The organism is Mesorhizobium sp. WSM4935 (genome assembly GCF_029625735.1).
Lineage (GTDB): Bacteria > Pseudomonadota > Alphaproteobacteria > Rhizobiales > Rhizobiaceae > Mesorhizobium.
Genome location: NZ_JARTVR010000004.1, coordinates 549,118 through 565,654 on the forward strand (window position 1 = coordinate 549,118; position 16,537 = coordinate 565,654).

Annotated in this window: 15 protein-coding genes and 3 pseudogenes; 8 read left to right on the top strand and 10 right to left on the bottom strand. The window is 60.3% G+C overall.

Annotation, left to right across the window (positions count from 1 at the left end):
* The first annotated feature begins 582 nt into the window (after positions 1 to 582).
* Entirely contained in the window at positions 583 to 945 is a 363-nt protein-coding gene (locus P9273_RS14310) for a hypothetical protein (protein ID WP_278049477.1), read from the top strand.
* A 226-nt stretch (positions 946 to 1,171) separates the two neighbouring features.
* Here P9273_RS14310 and P9273_RS14315 read toward each other — a convergent pair whose 3' ends face one another.
* The gene (locus P9273_RS14315; protein WP_278049478.1) at positions 1,172 to 1,348 is read right to left on the bottom strand and encodes a hypothetical protein; all 177 of its coding nucleotides are present in this window, start codon (positions 1,346 to 1,348) and stop codon (positions 1,172 to 1,174) included.
* 98 nt (positions 1,349 to 1,446) lie between these two features.
* On the opposite strand from P9273_RS14315, the gene P9273_RS14320 reads away from it, so the two are divergent.
* On the top strand, positions 1,447 to 1,650 hold the full coding sequence (locus tag P9273_RS14320) for a hypothetical protein (RefSeq protein WP_278049479.1): 204 nt from the start codon (positions 1,447 to 1,449) through the stop codon (positions 1,648 to 1,650).
* A gap of 34 nt (positions 1,651 to 1,684) precedes the next feature.
* Entirely contained in the window at positions 1,685 to 2,302 is a 618-nt protein-coding gene (locus tag P9273_RS14325) for an ATP-dependent DNA ligase (RefSeq protein ID WP_278049480.1), read from the top strand.
* 395 nt (positions 2,303 to 2,697) lie between these two features.
* Here the strand turns inward: P9273_RS14325 and P9273_RS14330 are convergent, their stop codons facing one another.
* Positions 2,698 to 3,396 (bottom strand): YoaK family protein, encoded by a 699-nt coding sequence (locus P9273_RS14330; RefSeq protein WP_278049534.1) that lies wholly within the window; start codon positions 3,394 to 3,396, stop codon positions 2,698 to 2,700.
* 384 nt (positions 3,397 to 3,780) lie between these two features.
* Here P9273_RS14330 and P9273_RS14335 point away from each other — a divergent pair, with 384 nt between their 5' ends.
* Positions 3,781 to 3,990, top strand: coding sequence for a hypothetical protein (locus tag P9273_RS14335; protein ID WP_278049481.1), 210 nt, complete (start codon positions 3,781 to 3,783; stop codon positions 3,988 to 3,990).
* A 149-nt stretch (positions 3,991 to 4,139) separates the two neighbouring features.
* On the opposite strand, the gene P9273_RS14340 is transcribed toward P9273_RS14335, so the two are convergent.
* Both P9273_RS14340 and P9273_RS14345 read right to left on the bottom strand, forming a co-directional pair.
* Positions 4,140 to 4,301, bottom strand: a complete 162-nt coding sequence (locus P9273_RS14340) for a hypothetical protein (RefSeq protein ID WP_278049482.1) — start codon at positions 4,299 to 4,301, stop codon at positions 4,140 to 4,142.
* A 622-nt stretch (positions 4,302 to 4,923) separates the two neighbouring features.
* Positions 4,924 to 5,678 (bottom strand): annotated as a pseudogene (locus P9273_RS14345) (DUF7146 domain-containing protein); the annotation flags it as partial.
* A 15-nt stretch (positions 5,679 to 5,693) separates the two neighbouring features.
* On the opposite strand from P9273_RS14345, the pseudogene P9273_RS14350 reads away from it, so the two are divergent.
* From P9273_RS14350 to P9273_RS14360, 3 genes and pseudogenes are all read left to right on the top strand, one after another.
* A pseudogene (locus P9273_RS14350) lies at positions 5,694 to 6,119 on the top strand (substrate-binding domain-containing protein); the annotation flags it as partial.
* A 145-nt stretch (positions 6,120 to 6,264) separates the two neighbouring features.
* Positions 6,265 to 7,476, top strand: coding sequence for a Fic family protein (locus P9273_RS14355; RefSeq protein ID WP_278049483.1), 1,212 nt, complete (start codon positions 6,265 to 6,267; stop codon positions 7,474 to 7,476).
* Between the two features lie 386 nt (positions 7,477 to 7,862).
* Positions 7,863 to 7,988: pseudogene (locus tag P9273_RS14360) on the top strand (IS481 family transposase); the annotation flags it as partial.
* A gap of 201 nt (positions 7,989 to 8,189) precedes the next feature.
* On the opposite strand, the gene P9273_RS14370 reads toward P9273_RS14360, so the two are convergent.
* The 6 genes from P9273_RS14370 to P9273_RS14395 are packed head-to-tail and all read right to left on the bottom strand — an operon-like array spanning position 8,190 to position 15,168.
* Positions 8,190 to 9,158, bottom strand: coding sequence for an ABC transporter permease (locus P9273_RS14370; RefSeq protein ID WP_040999702.1), 969 nt, complete (start codon positions 9,156 to 9,158; stop codon positions 8,190 to 8,192).
* A 3-nt stretch (positions 9,159 to 9,161) separates the two neighbouring features.
* Positions 9,162 to 10,157 carry an ABC transporter permease gene (locus P9273_RS14375; RefSeq protein WP_052458786.1) on the bottom strand — a complete coding sequence of 332 codons (996 nt, stop codon included), beginning with the start codon at positions 10,155 to 10,157 and terminating at the stop codon, positions 9,162 to 9,164.
* Positions 10,158 to 10,162: 5 nt separating this feature from the next.
* Entirely contained in the window at positions 10,163 to 11,716 is a 1,554-nt protein-coding gene (locus P9273_RS14380; protein ID WP_040999706.1) for a sugar ABC transporter ATP-binding protein, read from the bottom strand.
* Between the two features lie 59 nt (positions 11,717 to 11,775).
* Entirely contained in the window at positions 11,776 to 12,756 is a 981-nt protein-coding gene (locus tag P9273_RS14385) for an ABC transporter substrate-binding protein (protein ID WP_040999707.1), read from the bottom strand.
* A gap of 48 nt (positions 12,757 to 12,804) precedes the next feature.
* The gene (locus P9273_RS14390) at positions 12,805 to 14,475 is read right to left on the bottom strand and encodes a GMC family oxidoreductase (protein WP_040999710.1); all 1,671 of its coding nucleotides are present in this window, start codon (positions 14,473 to 14,475) and stop codon (positions 12,805 to 12,807) included.
* 24 nt (positions 14,476 to 14,499) lie between these two features.
* Positions 14,500 to 15,168 carry an FCD domain-containing protein gene (locus P9273_RS14395; protein ID WP_082045176.1) on the bottom strand — a complete coding sequence of 223 codons (669 nt, stop codon included), beginning with the start codon at positions 15,166 to 15,168 and terminating at the stop codon, positions 14,500 to 14,502.
* A gap of 237 nt (positions 15,169 to 15,405) precedes the next feature.
* Here P9273_RS14395 and P9273_RS14400 point away from each other — a divergent pair, with 237 nt between their 5' ends.
* A complete protein-coding gene (locus P9273_RS14400; RefSeq protein WP_040999712.1) occupies positions 15,406 to 16,506 on the top strand; it encodes a mandelate racemase/muconate lactonizing enzyme family protein in 1,101 nt (366 codons plus the stop codon).
* The last annotated feature ends 31 nt before the right edge of the window (positions 16,507 to 16,537 follow it).

Here is a 16,537-nt window from a genome sequence, read left to right on the forward strand (position 1 = left end):
TGTGAGCGGCAGCTAAAGCTGCCTGATCAAATCCCACTGCCATCTGGTTGAGAGCTTTGGCCACGTCGCCGATGGCGTAAACTCCCTCGACCGAGCTTTGCGGGTGCGAGCCAATGTAATGTAGCCGTCGTCATCGCAGTCGGCGCCGACGTCCATCGCGAGCTCGGATCAGACCTCGCATCCCATGGCGGGATAAAGCACGTCGATCCGCTCCGTCGACCCATCTGCCATGACGACGTCGAGCCCGGAGTAGCGCAAGACGAGATCATCAACGGCGTCCCAGACCGCTATACCAGCGGCGCGGGCCTCAGTTCGCTTAAAGGCCCTCTATCCATTGGCACCAGGTGCGTGTGGGCTGTTCTATTCTAGGGGCGGCGCTTCCGTAGCGGAACATTGAGCCTAAGCCGATGTTCGGGGGCGCGACGCGCGCTTTCCCGAGCGCTTCACCGCGTCGTGTCGGGTGGATGGTCCCCGACAAAGAGCCTGGCTGACCCTCCCACAGCCAGGCTCTTTCTAGCTTCACGGATGGGGAACCGGCTGTATTGCGGGGTAGTAAATCGAAGTAGGCATGAGGTGGATGCTATGTTGGCTCTCATTCTGGAAGACGAGTATCTGATCGCCAACGACCTTGCTGGGGACCTGAAGGAAGCGGGGTTCGAAGTCAACTGTGCTGCCAGTGACACCGCAGCCGCTGGAGCGCAACACGCCAAGCGTTGCCATTCTCGATATCAAGCTGTTGGATGGGCCGGAAGGAAGGGCTGCTGCTCGCCTAAAGGAACTGGGCGTTCCTTTCACCGTTCATTCTGGCTACGATCCGGCTTTTCAGGCCCGATCTTCCAGGGAGTGCCGTACCTGCCCAAACCGGCGCCGGTGCGACACCTTGTTAGTCTGGCGGCCCGGCTGGCCCAGGGCTCTGACAGTACTAACACGGGCATTTCGCTGTGACACTCTTTTGACCTGTTGCTAGGTGTCACCGCCGCGCAATCATGCTCAAGCGTTCGCGGTTATTTTGCCGTACTTCTTAATGAGGTCCGCAGATCGCGGTCGCCGAACTTAGCGCTTCTTGTCTTCTGCCATGTAGGTTCCGTCTGAATGGGAGTAGCACCACCATTGGCCCTTGTTCCCGCTCTTTGGCGGATCGCGGAACGCCTTGAACGCGCCGCCGTTGTCCCTAATGGCGCTTTCCGACGATATCCGCATGGTCCGAGGACATGTTCGGCTGGGCAGGCATCACCTTGCGCAACAGCGCCAGCGCATCGCTCAACTGGAGCGTGATGAATTGCCAATCAGTCAGACGCTCGATTTCCTTGCGCTTCTGGAAAGCATGCAAGAGCTTCACGAGTGGCATGTGTCGCGGCTACTTGAAAAGGCTGCGGATCAAGCCTTAGTCGAACCGGCCCGAGCCGCTGGCTTGGGAACATAGTAGAGACTGCGCGATCATGCTCAATGAGCACACGCGGCATCAACTTCGTCGACAAATGGATGGCAGAGCACCTCCCAAACGCGATCACTGATGATCCCGTCGCGGTGAGCGACCTGGCCGACGAGCGAGAAGGCATCCCGGCTGCGGAGATCAACGAGGAGGTCGACAGCGTCTACGAAGTGATCTTCGAAGCGATGGAGCACCGCGAAGGAAGCTTGGCGGGGTAGACCGCGAATAACGGTTATTACAAACAAATTTGGCTTGGAACCGATCGGCCAGGTGCGGCTTGAATCGCGTTCGGAGTACAACGTGTATGCATGGCGCCAGAGAGCGGTTGAAATTCATCAACCCGATGGAACCCGCTCAGGTTCTCGAGCCGCCTATCAGCGACGATCGGTTTCACGAGATCAAATAGGACGGGTTTCGCACCCAGCTGATCCTCGATTGGGCTGGTGCTCGCGCATTCTCAAGGAACGGCCACACTGGTCGAAGCGCTACCGGCCCGTCATCGGAGCGGTCGAGAAGCTTCCGGCGAAATCCTTCATCATCGACGGCGAGATGATCGCGCCGGATCCTGACGGTCGGCCCAACTTCCATGAGATGCATTCCCGCATGGCATGGAACACCGAGCTGCTCGCGTTCGTCACGTTCGACATCCTGCATCTGGACGGCCGGGAGCTGCGGTCGCTGCCGGCCGTCCAGCGCAAGGACATCCTCTGGGAGCTGGTCAGGCCGGCTACAGATATCATCCAATATAGCCATCGCGTCGAGGGTGGCGGTGCCGAGTTCTACGCCGCCGCCGACAAGATGGACTCGAGGGCATGGTCTCGAAGCGGAAGAACAGCCCTTATCGCAGCGGGAAGACCGAAGCCTAGGTAAAGACGAAATGTTGGGATGTCGCCGACTTCGAGTGGTTGGGCATAAGGCGCGACCCCGGTAAACCGGCTGTCGCGCTTGTGGCGCGTGACGGCAAATACGCCGGCGGTGCCGTCATCACGGCAAACCGTTCCATCAAAGAACGGTTATGGCGGCGCGTGGAGGAGGCAAGGGCGAAGCAACCGACTGGCGTGCCGGCTGCGGTCACGGACGATGTGGAATGGGTGAGGTCTGGCATCGTGGCGCGGGTGAAGACTCTCAGGGGTGAGGCGAAACTGCGCCACGCGTCAATGCTGGATTTCAGAGTCGGCGAGCCGTCAGCACTAGGCGCACTAGCTACGTGCCCCTTCTCCAATCGCGCATTTACCGCCAGCCCGAAGAAATGGCAATCGGGGGCCCTATGGCAACGCTTTGGCGCGTCGCCCCTCGGGAAGCGAGACGGCCAATAGCACCGCAGCGCAGCAGAACAGCAAATAGCCACCTATCAAATTGTACAGGACCGCTCCTACGACGCCGCCAAACAGGAAGCAAAAAATCGTGCCGGTGTGGAGACGCAGACGTTCCATTGCGTTCGGGATTTTTGACGACGAACTGAGCAGGGCTGCAAGTCCGAGCCCGATGTCGGTTGCCATCCCTGATACATGCGTTGTCCTCACCCTGGCGTTCGATATCAGTGTGGTCGCCGCATTTTGGAGCCCCATGATGAAGCTCAGTCCGAGAACCAATGCCCAGCCGCTTTGCGGGCCGGTCAGGGCAATATCGGCAAGCCCGAGAACAACGAGGAGCGCCGCCTCAAAAGTGATGCTGTAGGCGTAGATAGCGCGGACTCCTTGCTTGCGGCCGGCCTCGATCAGCAAGCCCGAGATGAACGCCCCTGTAACGAAGGCGCCGACCAAGGCGCCGAAGAAAGCCGCCGTGCCAAATTGTGCCAACCCGAGGTGGTCGGACAGCGATGAAACGTTGCCTGTCATGTTGGCGGTGAAAAAGCCCGTTGCCTGGAAACCAGCGGCGTTGAGGGATCCGGCTATCGCCGCCAGCAGGGATGCCAAGCGGATGTCGATCCCGAGGGTCCGTCGATCGCCTTCACTCACCAGCATCGCCACCCACCTTCCGGCTGACCCGTTTCAAACGATTCCTACGGTCGATCACCATAGAGCGTAATTGTTATCGATGAACTCATGCAGCTATGATTTCGCAGGTCTTGGCTTAATCCTCGATCGGAGAAAAGGAGGGGCCAGGGCGCGTCGCAACATAGAAATTATGAATCCACTACAGCGGTCACAGTCGTCCGGCTCTATGACGTTCCTTGTGCGGGTTCCTCGGTCGGGCGGACCATCCGGGAAAGGGGCGCACAGGCAGTTTCAGGGAAGATTGTCCGTCGGCTCACGCCGGCGGGCTTTTCTTTTCTTGACAACCAACAATAGCGCCGCTCAATTTGATGGGCGTTTTGAGGGATCAGCCGGTTTAGGGAGGGACCTCACGTGCCGATTTACCAAAGAGCCAAAGAGGCGGGCATCTTTAGTTCTTCAGAGGTTGCGCTGCTCGGTCGCGTGTTCGACAAATTGAAGGACGAACGCCAATCCTTGGAGCGGCGCGAAGCCCTGGCATCTCGCCTTTTGGCAAATTACTTGGCAGGGATCAGGGACGAGACTGAGCTGCTGTCAGTTTCCAAGTTGCCGCTCGGGCGCTAAACTGTTCCGATTAGTCGCCCGACATGGCCTCCTGCGTTTTGATTCTCGGCGCGCTTCGGCGGTCTGTCGAATGACAGCCGCTCAACTGTGGCCACGATCGCCACGGGCGAGTCGAAGCTGAGCCTCACGGCGCAAGGGGTTCACGAGGACTATGGCCGGCCGATCGCCTGAAAGCCCGCGAGGTCGACGGCGCCTGTGAGGTGTTCGAGGGTGATGACGTGCTCGGCCGGTTCATCAGCATTGTCGAGATGGCGCGCTTCGTGCGCGATCGCGGCGCGCGCTTCTGGCTCTCGGACCGTGATGGGCGGCAATACCTAGCCGTATGACTTCTCGCCGACTTTCTTTGGGTCCGATTCCGTCGGCCGGCTCCTTGGTGAAAGGCACGGACCGAGTGCGGGCAAGTGGTTCTGGTCGTGCTCGACCTATGACAGGCGCTGGCGCGGCCATGGTGGCGGTAGAGGCCGCGCGGAGAGCAAGGACGAGGCCGTCGCCGCGCTCGAAACGGAGTTCACCCGCTACATCGCCGACACGCCCGACGGCTGGTCGGCCTATGCCGCGTCGAAAGGCGAGTGAACTCGGCCCGCCATTTCGTCTTCCTGTATTCGACGAAGGGTTTCTTCTTGGGCGGCGCAGCCCCTTGGGCTTCATCGTCGGGTATTTATGCTCGCCAAAATCAACGCCGAAATGCGCCTTCAATTTCTGAATTTGCTCGACGGCGGCGGAAAGTACGAAGCGGGGGTGCTTCTCCCAATATTCAACCTTGCTCTCGCAAAGGGGCCATCTCCTGCTCGGCTTGAATGCGTTCGTTGAGCGACGCTTCGGGGTTGGTCGCCACGAATTTGAGGAAGAGATAGTTCTTGCGGAAGATCCGCGTGCCGTCGACCTTGTCGATCTTATCTCCCAGGCCACGCTGGCGGCGAGATGGGCTGCCTAGAGCGCCGCCAGCATCGGCATGTCCGCCTAACCTGTCGAGCGGAGAGCACCGTCTCGATGCCCTGGCGGGCTGCCGTTACTTCGCGGCCGATGCCAAAGCGAACCGCGTTGCCGAGAAGATCGTCCATTGCTCGTCGCGGTGTGTCGAGAGGCGCCTTGACACGGCGCCGCGGGGTCGAGCCAGGTGCGATGCGCTCCACTGATCCTCCCGTTGAGGTCGGTGACCGCTGCGATCAACGCCGGCCAGGTCTCGGTTGGCGAGTGCTCGTCCGGGCGATAGTAGCAGCGGGGGTGGAAATGCAGGCTTCCGGTTCCGCGTAAATCCGTAATGCCGCCTTCCCGTAAATGCGCCTGTACGAGTGTGCCGTAGATCGGCTGCGACATGCGAACCACGCGACGAGCCGCTTCGGGGGAACCGTGCGGCGCCGGGCTCTGCCGCTGGTGATCAGGGGGTTCACGCTCCGGGGGCGGCACGCTGAGGAAGGTCCGGGCCTCCTCAGTGACTTCCTTGAAGTCTACCAGGCCGCAGCTTTCGCGGATGACGTCGAGGAGATCGCCATGTTCGCCGGTCGGTGCGTCGGTCGATTTGCCGGCCGGACCCTTGGGCATGTCTTTGAGCCGGACATAGATCGAGCGGCCCGGCGTGTTGCCTACGTCGCCCCACCAGCCAGTAGCCACCTTCGCGGCGACCGCTGGAGAGGCAGTGCCGGCACACCTTCCTCGCCACGATCGGCGAGACGGCGTGCAAGATCATGCGGACTTGCGCCATGAAGGTGAACGGCCTGATCGTCGTGGCCATCGACGTCAACGGCGTCACGGCGGCGGTCAATCAGGTGGCGGACGCCAAGATCCCGTGGTGGCGATCGACGCTATCCTACTAAGGCGCCGCAGAATGCGCAGATCGGCGTGGACAACGCCAAGGCGGTGCCGACATGGGTGCGCATTTCCTCGACTATGTTAAGGCCAAATACGGGAAGGCAAGGCCAGAATCGGCATTGCCGGCGCCCTCAACTCCTACATCCAGAACGGGGCGCCAGAAAGGCTTCGAGGACGCCATCAACGCTAAGGACGGCATTGAAACCGTAGGTGTGGTCGATAGCCAGAATGTGCAAGACACTGCGCTTGCCGCTGCTGAAAATCTGATCACCGGCAATCCCGACATGAACGCCATCTATGCCACCGCGGGGACGTCCCTCTGGAAGGAATCGTTTTCAGTGACTCCTACTAAGAACGAAACCTTGACTACCGGTCTCGGATAGTAAAGTGTCCGTTCCTAGTGAAGGAGGCAGGGAACATTGTCGTGCCTTCCCTCTGAGGATCATCGCCTCACGAGGGTCAGTGATGCCAATGCGTAAGACAGGTCGATATGAGAGCGTGATTGTCGGTGGGGAGAAGGTCAATGCCTTCGTCCCCTTCGATCTGCCACCCATGCGCCCGGCGCTGGTCATCGAAGACAAGCTCGAACATCGCCTCCGCGAAGCCGAGCAGGCGCTCGTTCGGCTCGACCTTGCAGGCGAGATGGTGCCGTCGCTCGATTGGTTCATCTATGCCTTCGTGCGTAAGGAGGCGGTGCTTTCATCCCAGATCGAGGGCACCCAGGCATCGCTGATCGACCTCCTTGCTTTCGAGGCCGAAGAGCATCCTGCTGCCAATGCAGACATCGAGGAAGTGACGAACTATCTCGACGCTCTGGCCTATGCGCGCGGGCAACTCGCAGCAAAGCGCGGCCTTCCTCTTTCAATGCGGCTCCTGAACGAGGCTCACAAGCGGCTGATGCGTGGCGTACGCGGCTCGAACAAACAGCCTGGAGAGGTTCGCCGCAGCCAGAACTGGATTGGGGGAAGTCGGCCTGGGGATGCAGCTTACGTGCCACCGCCGCCCGACAAACTCCCCGAACTTCTTGGCGCGTTCGAAAAATACATACACGCCGATGAAAAGCTGCCGGCCCTTGTGCGCACGGGTCTGCTGCATGTGCAGTTTGAAACCCTCCATCCATACCTCGACGGCAACGGCAGAATCGGACGACTGCTGATCGCGTTGCTGTTGGAGCATTGGCGCTTGCTGAAAGCCCCGCTTCTCTACCTCAGCCTGTTCTTCAAGCGTCATCGCGAAGAGTATTATCGTCGGCTCAACCGCGTCCGGCTGGAGGGGGACTGGGAAGGCTGGACCGACTTCTTTCTCGACGGGATCGCCACGATTGCCGATGAAGCGGTCGCGTCGGCGCGTGAGCTGTTCAACCTCGTCAACGCGGATCGGACGCGATTGTTGAACACAGAATCTGCTTCCGTCTCGGCGATCAGACTGTTTGAGCAGCTGCCCCGGCATCCGATTGTCACGGTGGCCTCCACTATGAAATTGATTGATGCCAGTAAGCCGACGGCCACGCGGGCGATCGAAACGCTAACGGAGGTTGGCATTCTCACGGAAACGACCGGCAGGAAGCGTGATCGCAGTTTTGCTTACCGAACCTACATGGAGTGCCTGCGGGTCGGAACGGACTTATTTGACCGCAGTCCTGCCGGAGATCAGGCCTCGAACTCCATCGGACAATGAACCGACCACAACGGGTTCGCTGGGAGAAGCCGCACAGAATGATACGGGGGACTTGGCCCACGAGAACGCCAATAACAGATTTGCTCGCGTCCTCAGCGACTAACATAATCTTTATTCGCGAACAGGTTACGAAGCAGTTCGCCGAAATGGATTCAAGAAGCCGATCCCACCATTCATATTCCTCTCGGCTCCTGCGGAATGGCACCTTTGGCGCGATCGCTCATCTACTCTGCTTGCCGAGGTCGGGATCGGAGCAATTCGCAGCCTCATGGTTTGGTTTCAACTCTGCTCGAGAGGACCATCATCATCATGCGCCACCGCCGAGCTAGGTGTTTGATCCCAGAATTTGATGGTGCATCCTTGTCCTCCGAATCGAAGGAGGCACTATGGGCCAGGTTCTCCATGGGAGCGCCACGACGACAGAGGCGGTCGGTCGAGCGATACAACATAGTCAAGAGAGCCTGAGAACCCTGGCCAAGCGCTACGGGATCAACCAGAAGACGGTCGCGAAGTCGACATCGCCGGGCAGCGGCGCGAGATTACGTGCCTCGTTGTCGGCTATAGACGCGTTGGGTCCGGTAGTAGTGGGTGTCCTCGACCGCCCGATCGAGCCAGCGACCTCGAGGTGGCTGAGCTCTTCGGTCGCTATGTCGAGGAGCATGTCCTTGCGGCCGAGATCATCTTCCTCCAGCCATTGGGATGGGCCGAGACGATCAGAGCGCGGCGAGACGTCGTCGTGTCAGTCGGGCCTGAAGCAAGACCACCAGCAGCAGGAACAGCCCTCGGATCACTGATTGCCAGTAGGCTGAAAGCGAAATCCAACCCATTCCATTCTCAAAGTTCAGAACATTGAAAAGGATACCGAGGAGGAGCACGCCGGCGAGCGTGGTCACAACCGAGCCCGAGCCGCCGGTGAGCAGCGTGCCGCCGACCACCACTGCTGCTATGGCGAACAATTCCCAACCAACGCCTTCAATGGGCTGTCCCGCTCCGAACTGCGAGGCAAGGATGACGCCGGCTAGCCCAGCCAGCCCTCCGCTCGCGACATAAACCAAAAACTTCACACGATCGGTACGCAGTCCCATGAGGCGAGAAGCGTCCTCGCCGCCGCCGACTGCCAACACTGCGCGTCCGGTGCCGGTGTAATTCAAGATGAGGGAACCGATGAGATATGCCACGACTGCGATCGCAGCCGGGATCGGAAACGTCCAGAAATTACCCTGGCCGATGGCAGTGAACCCCGATTCATAGGAAACCGATACGGTCTGGTTGCCCGCGAGCAGGAGGGCCGAGCCACTCGCAGCCTGCATGGTAGCGAGGGTTGCTATGAACGGCATCAGATTAGCGCGTGTGACAAGGGTCGCATTGATGAGCCCGGCGGCCAGCCCGGCGCCTATTCCCGCCGCGAGACCCGGCACGATGCCATAAGGGCTGGCCAATGCCGACGCTACGCTGCCCAAGGCAGCGACGGAGCCCACTGAAAGATCGATCCCGCCTGTCATGATGACGAAGCACATGCCAAGCGCCACCAGCGCGAACATGGAATTGTAGCGCAGGAGAGTCATCACATTGTAGAAGCTGAGAAACCGATCATAACGCAGGAACCCGAACAGAACGAGCGCAGCCAGCGCAATCAATACGCCGTAGGTGCCAATGATGCGGACCAGGCGGGCGCGATTCATAGGCTACCCGCGATGCTGCTGCTGCAGCCACACGGCGAGGGCGATGATCCCCGCCTTGACCACCAGGGCAGCGGCGTCAGGCACCCCGTTCGCCAGAAGGGTGAAGCGCACCAGTTGAATGGTAAGCGCGCCTAGCAGGCTACCGACGATGGTGGCCTTGCCGCCACTGAGCAGAGTCCCGCCCACGGCAACCGCCGCGATGGCGTCGAGCTCCATACCAAGGCCAACCAGATTCGCGTCGCTGGAGGAGTTGATTGCAATCACGATAAGCCCGGCCAGCCCGGCGCAGAGGCCGCTTATGCCATAGACGGCAAGTTTGATCTTTGAGACGGCAATACCTGCGAGTTCGGAAGCCCTTTCATTACCGCCGACTGCCAATATGCATCGCCCGAACAGCGTTTTTTTCAACGCCCATGCAGCTGCCGCGACAATGACAGCCATGATGATGACTTGCGCCGGGATGTCCAAGGGTCGGGCAAGGCCGATCCATTGAAATTCCGGTACGCGGAAGGTCTGCAGGTTCCCATTCGTCATCACCTGAGCGATGCCGCGGCCCGCGATGAACAGAACCAGTGTCGCGACAATGGGCTGGATGCGGAAGCGGGCGACCAACCAGCCATTGAAGAGTCCCAATAGCCCAGCCACCGATACCGAGACGATCATCGCGGCAGCCACGCTCAAGTAGATGCTTCCGATCGGAAGGATCTTGCCCATGAATATCATCGGTGCCAGCGCACCCGAAATAGCCATCAGAGATCCGACGGAGAGATCGATGCCGCCTGTGGCTATGACGAGCGTCATTCCGACGGCTACGATGACGATCGTGCAGACCTGAGTGAGGTTGACGTTCAGCGTCTGCATCGTCGCGAAATTGCGCGTGAAGGCCAGGTTGAACGCAACCAGCAAAACCAGCGCGATCACGGTCCCGTAGCGCGACAAAAAACCGAAGAGATCGAAGCTGCGCGCGACGGCATCCCGATCCGCGTATGATCTCGGCAACTCGGTCACGTCGCGGCCTCCGAGGAAGCGCTTATCCCGTGCGCCATTGCGGTCAGCACTTTTTCTTCGTTGGCGGCTTCAGCCTCCAACTCGGTCACGCTGACACCGTCGCGCAGAACGAATATGCGATCCGCACCCTCGATCACTTCCTCCAGCTCTGACGAGATCATGAGCACGCCGAGACCCTGGTCTGCAAGTCCGCGGATCAGACGCTGGATCTCGCCCTTGGCACCCACATCGATTCCCCTTGTCGGCTCGTCGAGTATGAGCAGCTTCGGGTTCATCGCCAGCCAACGGGCAAGCAGCACTTTCTGCTGATTCCCGCCCGAAAGCTCTCGCACCTTCTGATTGGGCCCGGAACATTTTATGCCGAGCTCGCGGATGAACCGCTCGACGACTTCGCGCTGGCGCGACTCGTCCAGCACGCCGTTGCGGCTGATTTTCGGGAGCAACGCAAGGGTGAGATTTTCTGCCACCGTCATCTCCGGCACAATGCCTTCGCTCTTCCGGTCCTCGGTGCAAAAGCCCATGCCGGCGACGATAGCGTCGGCGGGACGCTCAGGATTGTAGGCAGCGCCTTCCATCGTCATCTCGCCGGCGTTCGCGCGATCGGCTCCGAACACGAGCCTTGCGGTTTCTGTACGACCTGCGCCCAGTAGGCCGGCAAAGCCCGCGATCTCGCCGCGCCGGAGGTCGAAGCTTACATCGCGGACGGCCTGCCCGGCTCTAAGCCTGCGGGCCGAAAACATCATATCCCCGATCCTAGAGCGGTCGCGCTCGCCGAAGGCTGTGGCGTGCCCCTCGACAGCCGCGACATCGCGGCCAAGCATAGCTGCGACAAGTTCCAGCTTGCCGATCTCTTCCATCGCGGCGCTGCGCACAGTGCGGCCGTCGCGCATGATCGTGACCTGGTCGCAGACTTCATACAGCTCATCGAGCTTGTGGCTTACAAAAATAACCGATACCCCTTCAGCCTTCAGCTGACGGATGACGCTGAACAGCACTCCCACTTCGCGTTCATCAAGGGACGAGGTCGGCTCGTCCATAATGACAAGGCGAGCGGAAAACCCTATGGCCCGGGCGATCGCCACCATCTGCTGTGTTGCGGTGTTCAATTCACCCAGCGGACGGCGAACATCGATGCCAATGGAGAAGCGGCTCAGCAGGCGCTCGGCTTCCGCGTGCATGGCATTCCAGTCGAGCAGGCCGTAGCGGCGCTTTTCCCGGCCCAGGCAAATGTTCTCCGTCACCGAACGCAGCGGGACCAGATTGATCTCCTGATAGATCGTGCTGATGCCGTTGACTTGTGCCTGGTGGGGCGAGTGGACCTCAAAAGGCTTGCCTTCGAACAGCACTTGCCCGGCATCCTTGCGGTGGTACCCGGTCAAGACCTTGATCAGCGTCGATTTGCCCGCGCCGTTCTGGCCTATCAGGGCATGGACCTCGCCTGAGCGCACGGAAAGCGACGCGTCCACCAGCGCGGGTATGCCGGCGAAGCGCTTTTGGATGTCGCGCATGTCGAGAAGCAGCGGGGAGGGCCCGTCCGGCGGCCGCGTCATTGGCAAAGCTCCGAAAAGCCTCCCCGCCGAGGCGGGGAGGCAGTTTTAACCAGACGACCTCAGAACGCCGTACCAATCTTATCCTTGGCGTTGGTGCCGTCGTAGAAGTCGTCGTCGTTCTTGATGAAAGGCGGGATTTGCTTCCCGGCTGCATAGTCGGCCATCGTGGCGAAAGCCTTCGGTCCGAAAAGCGGGCTGCAGCCGCAGATGGCGCCGATCTTGCCGTCGATGATTGCTTGCACGCCGTCCTTTTCGCCATCGATCGAGACAATAAGCACGTCTTTTCCCGGCGTCTTGCCGGCCGCCTCGAGAGCTGCGATGGCGCCGAGTGCCATCTCGTCATTATGGGCATAGATGATATCGGCTTCAGGATGCGCCTGTAGCAAGGTCTCGGCTACCTGGCGGCCCTTGTCGCGGGCGAAGTCGCCCGACTGTGAGGCGACAATCTTGAACTCCGAGTGCTTGGCGATGATGTCGTCAAAACCCTTCTTGCGGTCGTTGGCTGGCGAGGAACCGGTGGTGCCTTCCAGCTCGATGATCTTCGATTTTCCATTGGCGTTCTTCACCACCCATTCGGCAATGCGGTTACCCTCATTGATGAAGTCGGAACCGATGAAGGTGACGTAATCCTGTCCAGGCTTGGCCATGGTGTGGTCGACATCGCGGTCGATGAGGAAGACCGGGATGCCGGCATCACGCGCGGCCAGGATGACTGGCACCAGCGGCTTGTCCTCGCGCGGAGGCAGGAAAATCGCATCGACCCCCTGAGCGATCATGGAGTTTACGTCGGAAGCCTGCTTGGCCGAGGATCCGGCGGCATCAGTATAGACGAGCTGATGGCCGAGCTTTGCAGCCTCGTCCTGCATGCTTTTGGTTTCAGCCAACCGCCATGGATTGTTGCTCTCGGTCTGGGCGAAGCCAACCTTGTATTTGTCTTTCTTGGCAAGCGGCGGCAGCGCGGCGAAGGCACGTGATGCGAGGGTAAGAGCGGCCGCGCCGACGGCGGAGCCTACCAACAATTTCCGACGGGTAATGATCATGCTTTCCTCCTTGGTTGTCGCGTTTTGACGACGTTGAATATTCCTCGCCTATGCGGGCCAGGTCAGCTCGCTAGCAGGCGCCTCCCTCGATTGAGTCACTGCGCCCGGTTCCAAAATGAAGTCGGCGCAGCGATCGCCCAGCATCATGGCGGGTGCAGCGGTGTTGCCGGCGTTGATGTTGGGACAGGCTGACATGTCGGCAACGCGCAAGTTCTCTATCCCGCGCACCCGCATGGCCGCGTCCAGGACGGCCATTCGATCGCTGTCCGGACCCATACGGCACGTGCCGGCGGGATGGTAATTCGTTTTGACAAAACGCTTGCAGTGCTTTTCCAGCGCCTCGTCGCTGAGGTCGTCTTCCCTGGGAACGGCTACAGCCTTGATGCGGTCCGCCAGAGGCTTCGCGTGGAATGCCTTCATGAAATAGCGCTGGCCGGCAATCATCTCCTTCATGTCGTCTTGGTGTTTGAGCAGGTGCGGAGAGACGACCGGCATGTCATCTGGATCTGCCGAACGCAGCTTCACAAAGCCACGGGACTTCGGCTTGACAACCACGGTCGTCACCGTGAGGCCGTAGGTATTCTCCACCAGGGTGAGGATATCGCGGTCCAGGTAGACATGCGGTACGCAAAACGCCTGGATCGTCGGTTCGCCATCCGGATCGGAAGGATTGACAAAAGCTCCTGCCTCGACCCCTGCGGACAGGATCGTCCCGGCGCCGAACAGCTTGAAATGCAAGCCGTTCTTGATCATCCGCCAACCCTGGCCCTGCTTAAAGTAGCCGTAGGGCCCGTTTGTCGTGGCAATGATCGGCACTTCCGGATGGTCGATCAGGTTCTGGCCTACGCCTGGAAGGTCGGCGATGCAGGCAATGTCATGTTTGGCAAGTTCGTCAGCCGGGCCAATACCTGACAGCATCAGGAGTTTCGGCGACACCAGTGCGCCAGACGAGACGATCACGTCGCCATCCGCATAGGCCTGGTGTTCGGTTCCTGATTGGTCAGTGTAGATTACACCCTTTGCGCGCTCGCTTTGGATCAGCAACCGTCTCGCGGCAGAATTCAGCCTCAGCGTCAGCCTTGGATCCTTCGCCAATGGCTCGATAAAGGCATAGGCGGCGCTGCTGCGCTTCCCGCGCCGGTTCATGAACTGATAGAAGCCCACTCCGCGTTGCGACGGCCCGTTGAAGTCATGATTGTAGGGCAGTCCGAGCCGTTGCACCGCCTGCACGAACCACCGCGAAACGTCATCAATGTGACCGGGGTCGGAGACGAGCAACGGTCCTTCGCTGCCATGCAAGTCGCCGCCGAGGCGGTTGTTGCCTTCCATGCCCGTGAAGTGGGGCAGCACAGCCTGCCAATTCCAGCGGATGCCGGCATTGTTGCCGCGCAGCAGCTCATCCCATTCGTCGTAGTCCGAGGCGCGGCCGCGCATATAGACTTGGGCATTGACCGAGGTGCCGCCGCCCAGCACGTTGCCCTGGGAGATTTCGTGTTGGCGGCCTTCCAGATGCTGCTGCGGCTCGGTGCGGTAATAGCGCATGAACTTCGAGCCATTGATCATCTTGAAGATGCCCGGCGGCATATCGAGCAGCGGGTGGTGGTGCGAATGCCCAGCTTCGAGAAGCAGGACCCGCCGTCCCGCTTTCACCAACCGCGCCGCGACCACGCAACCCGCTGCTCCGCCGCCCACCACGATATGATCGTAAGTCTGGGTCATTCTCACCGGCCCTCCCGCCGGCCCTCAAGACATTTCAAATGTCCCACGGACATATTCCCAAGCCGCGGAAAGATGATTGAGCAGTGCGCGCTCTGCGCCGTCTGGGTCTCGATCGATGATGGCCATACAGATTTCGCGGTGGCTCAGGAAATTGATCCGGTTGCGCTCGGGTGACCGGGGCATGCGCATCCAATGCGGTGACAGCCAGGCAGTGAAGGCCTTGTGCACGGCGGGCATCACCGGATTGCGCGTGATCTGGTAGAGCACGGCGTGGAATCCTACGTCGGTTGCATAGAATTTTTCCGAATCCGGTATCGCCGCCTCATTCATCTCGAGCGCTGATCTGAGCGTGGCCACGTCGTCCTTGCGCGCGTGGATGGCGGCGTTGCGGGCAAGAGCGGCTTCAAGAAAGACCCGGGTGTCGTAGAGGTTCTTTACTCCTGCCTGATCGTTTAGCAGGTGGCCGACAACACCTTCCAAAGCGCCGAGCGCCGCGTCCAGCCCCGGCCGGCGCACCACCGGGCGAAAGCGTGGACGCGCTTCGACAAGACCGCGGCTTGCCAGGCGAGCGACTGCTTCACGCACCACGCCGCGGCCAACGCCGTACTCGGCCATCAATTCGCGCTCAGCTGGCAGGAAGCTGCCGTCGCCGAGCTTGCCGGAGGCGATATCCGCTTCGATTCCGGCCACCATGGCGTCTGCGGCGCGAGCAGCTCCGCTCGTGGCCCGCGTTCCGGAATGTTGTGGTGTGCTTAGCAAGCCGTCCTCCACTTTTCACCCAACCATTAATGCGCAGATCGGACCAAAGCACAAGGTCCGGCGAATTATCATCGGACCAAAATAGGCGAAATCGGCTTCGCCTGGTTGCGGTCCGCGCTCCAGAGTGCAATTATGGTAGGACGAAATAGGTGAAGGGACGAGAGTCTCGCAATGGGCGATACAGTGATCACGGACGTGAAGGTTCGGCTTTTTCGGGTGCCGCTGCGTGAAGTGATGACCGACGCCAAGCATGGCGCCCACACGCATTTCGAGCTCGTGACAGCAAGCCTCAGGCTGGCCGACGGCAGTGAAGGAACTGGCTACACCTACACTGGCGGCAAAGGGGGGCATGCGATCGGAGCCATGATCGTGCACGACCTGGCGCCGTTCCTGAAAGGACGGGACGCGACGGAGATCGAGGCGCTCTATGATGGGATGTTATGGCACATCCATTACGTCGGGCGCGGCGGCATCGCGTCCTTTGCAGTTTCTGCCCTCGACATAGCGCTCTGGGACCTGCAGGGCCGGCGCATGGGCCGGCCACTCTGGCAGATGGCCGGCGGCGCGAACAAGACAGCCAAGGTATATCGCGGTGGCATCGACCTGAACTTCTCCCTCGATCAGTTGCAGGCGAGCATCGACTCCTATCTCGCCGCCGGGTTCAAAGCCGTGAAGATCAAGGTCGGCAAAGATGACCTCGCAGAGGATGTCGCCCGAGTAAAGGCCATCCGCGAGCGCATCGGGCCGCACACCCCCTTCATGGTGGACGCCAATTATGCGCTCGACATTCATCGGGCGATCGAGGCGGCGAAAGCATTCGCGCCTTACGATCTGCTATGGTTCGAGGAGCCTATCATCCCGGACGATTACCAGGGCTACGCTGCCATTGCCGAGGCGACGGGCGTGCCGCTGGCCATGGGCGAGAACTTGCATGTGATCGAGGAGTTCGAGCATGCCTTCGCATGGTCGAAGCTGTCCTACATCCAACCGGACGCCTCGAACTGTGGCGGCATAACAGGTTGGTCGCGGGTGGCCGAGCTTTCCCGCAAGGCTGGAGTTCCGGTGTGCAGCCACGGCATGCAGGAACTCCATGTCAGTTTGGTCGCGGGCCAACCAAACGCTGGTTGGGTGGAGGCGCACAGTTTCGACATCGACCAGTATACCACTCGCCCGCTCAGGTTGCTGGATGGGCTCGCAGTCGCCCCGGACGAACCAGGCATTGGTGTCAGCTTTGACTGGCGGAAGCTGGATGGTTTTGAGGAGAAGGTCTAACCCGAGAGCACGGCGCTTACCCAGGTGCCGA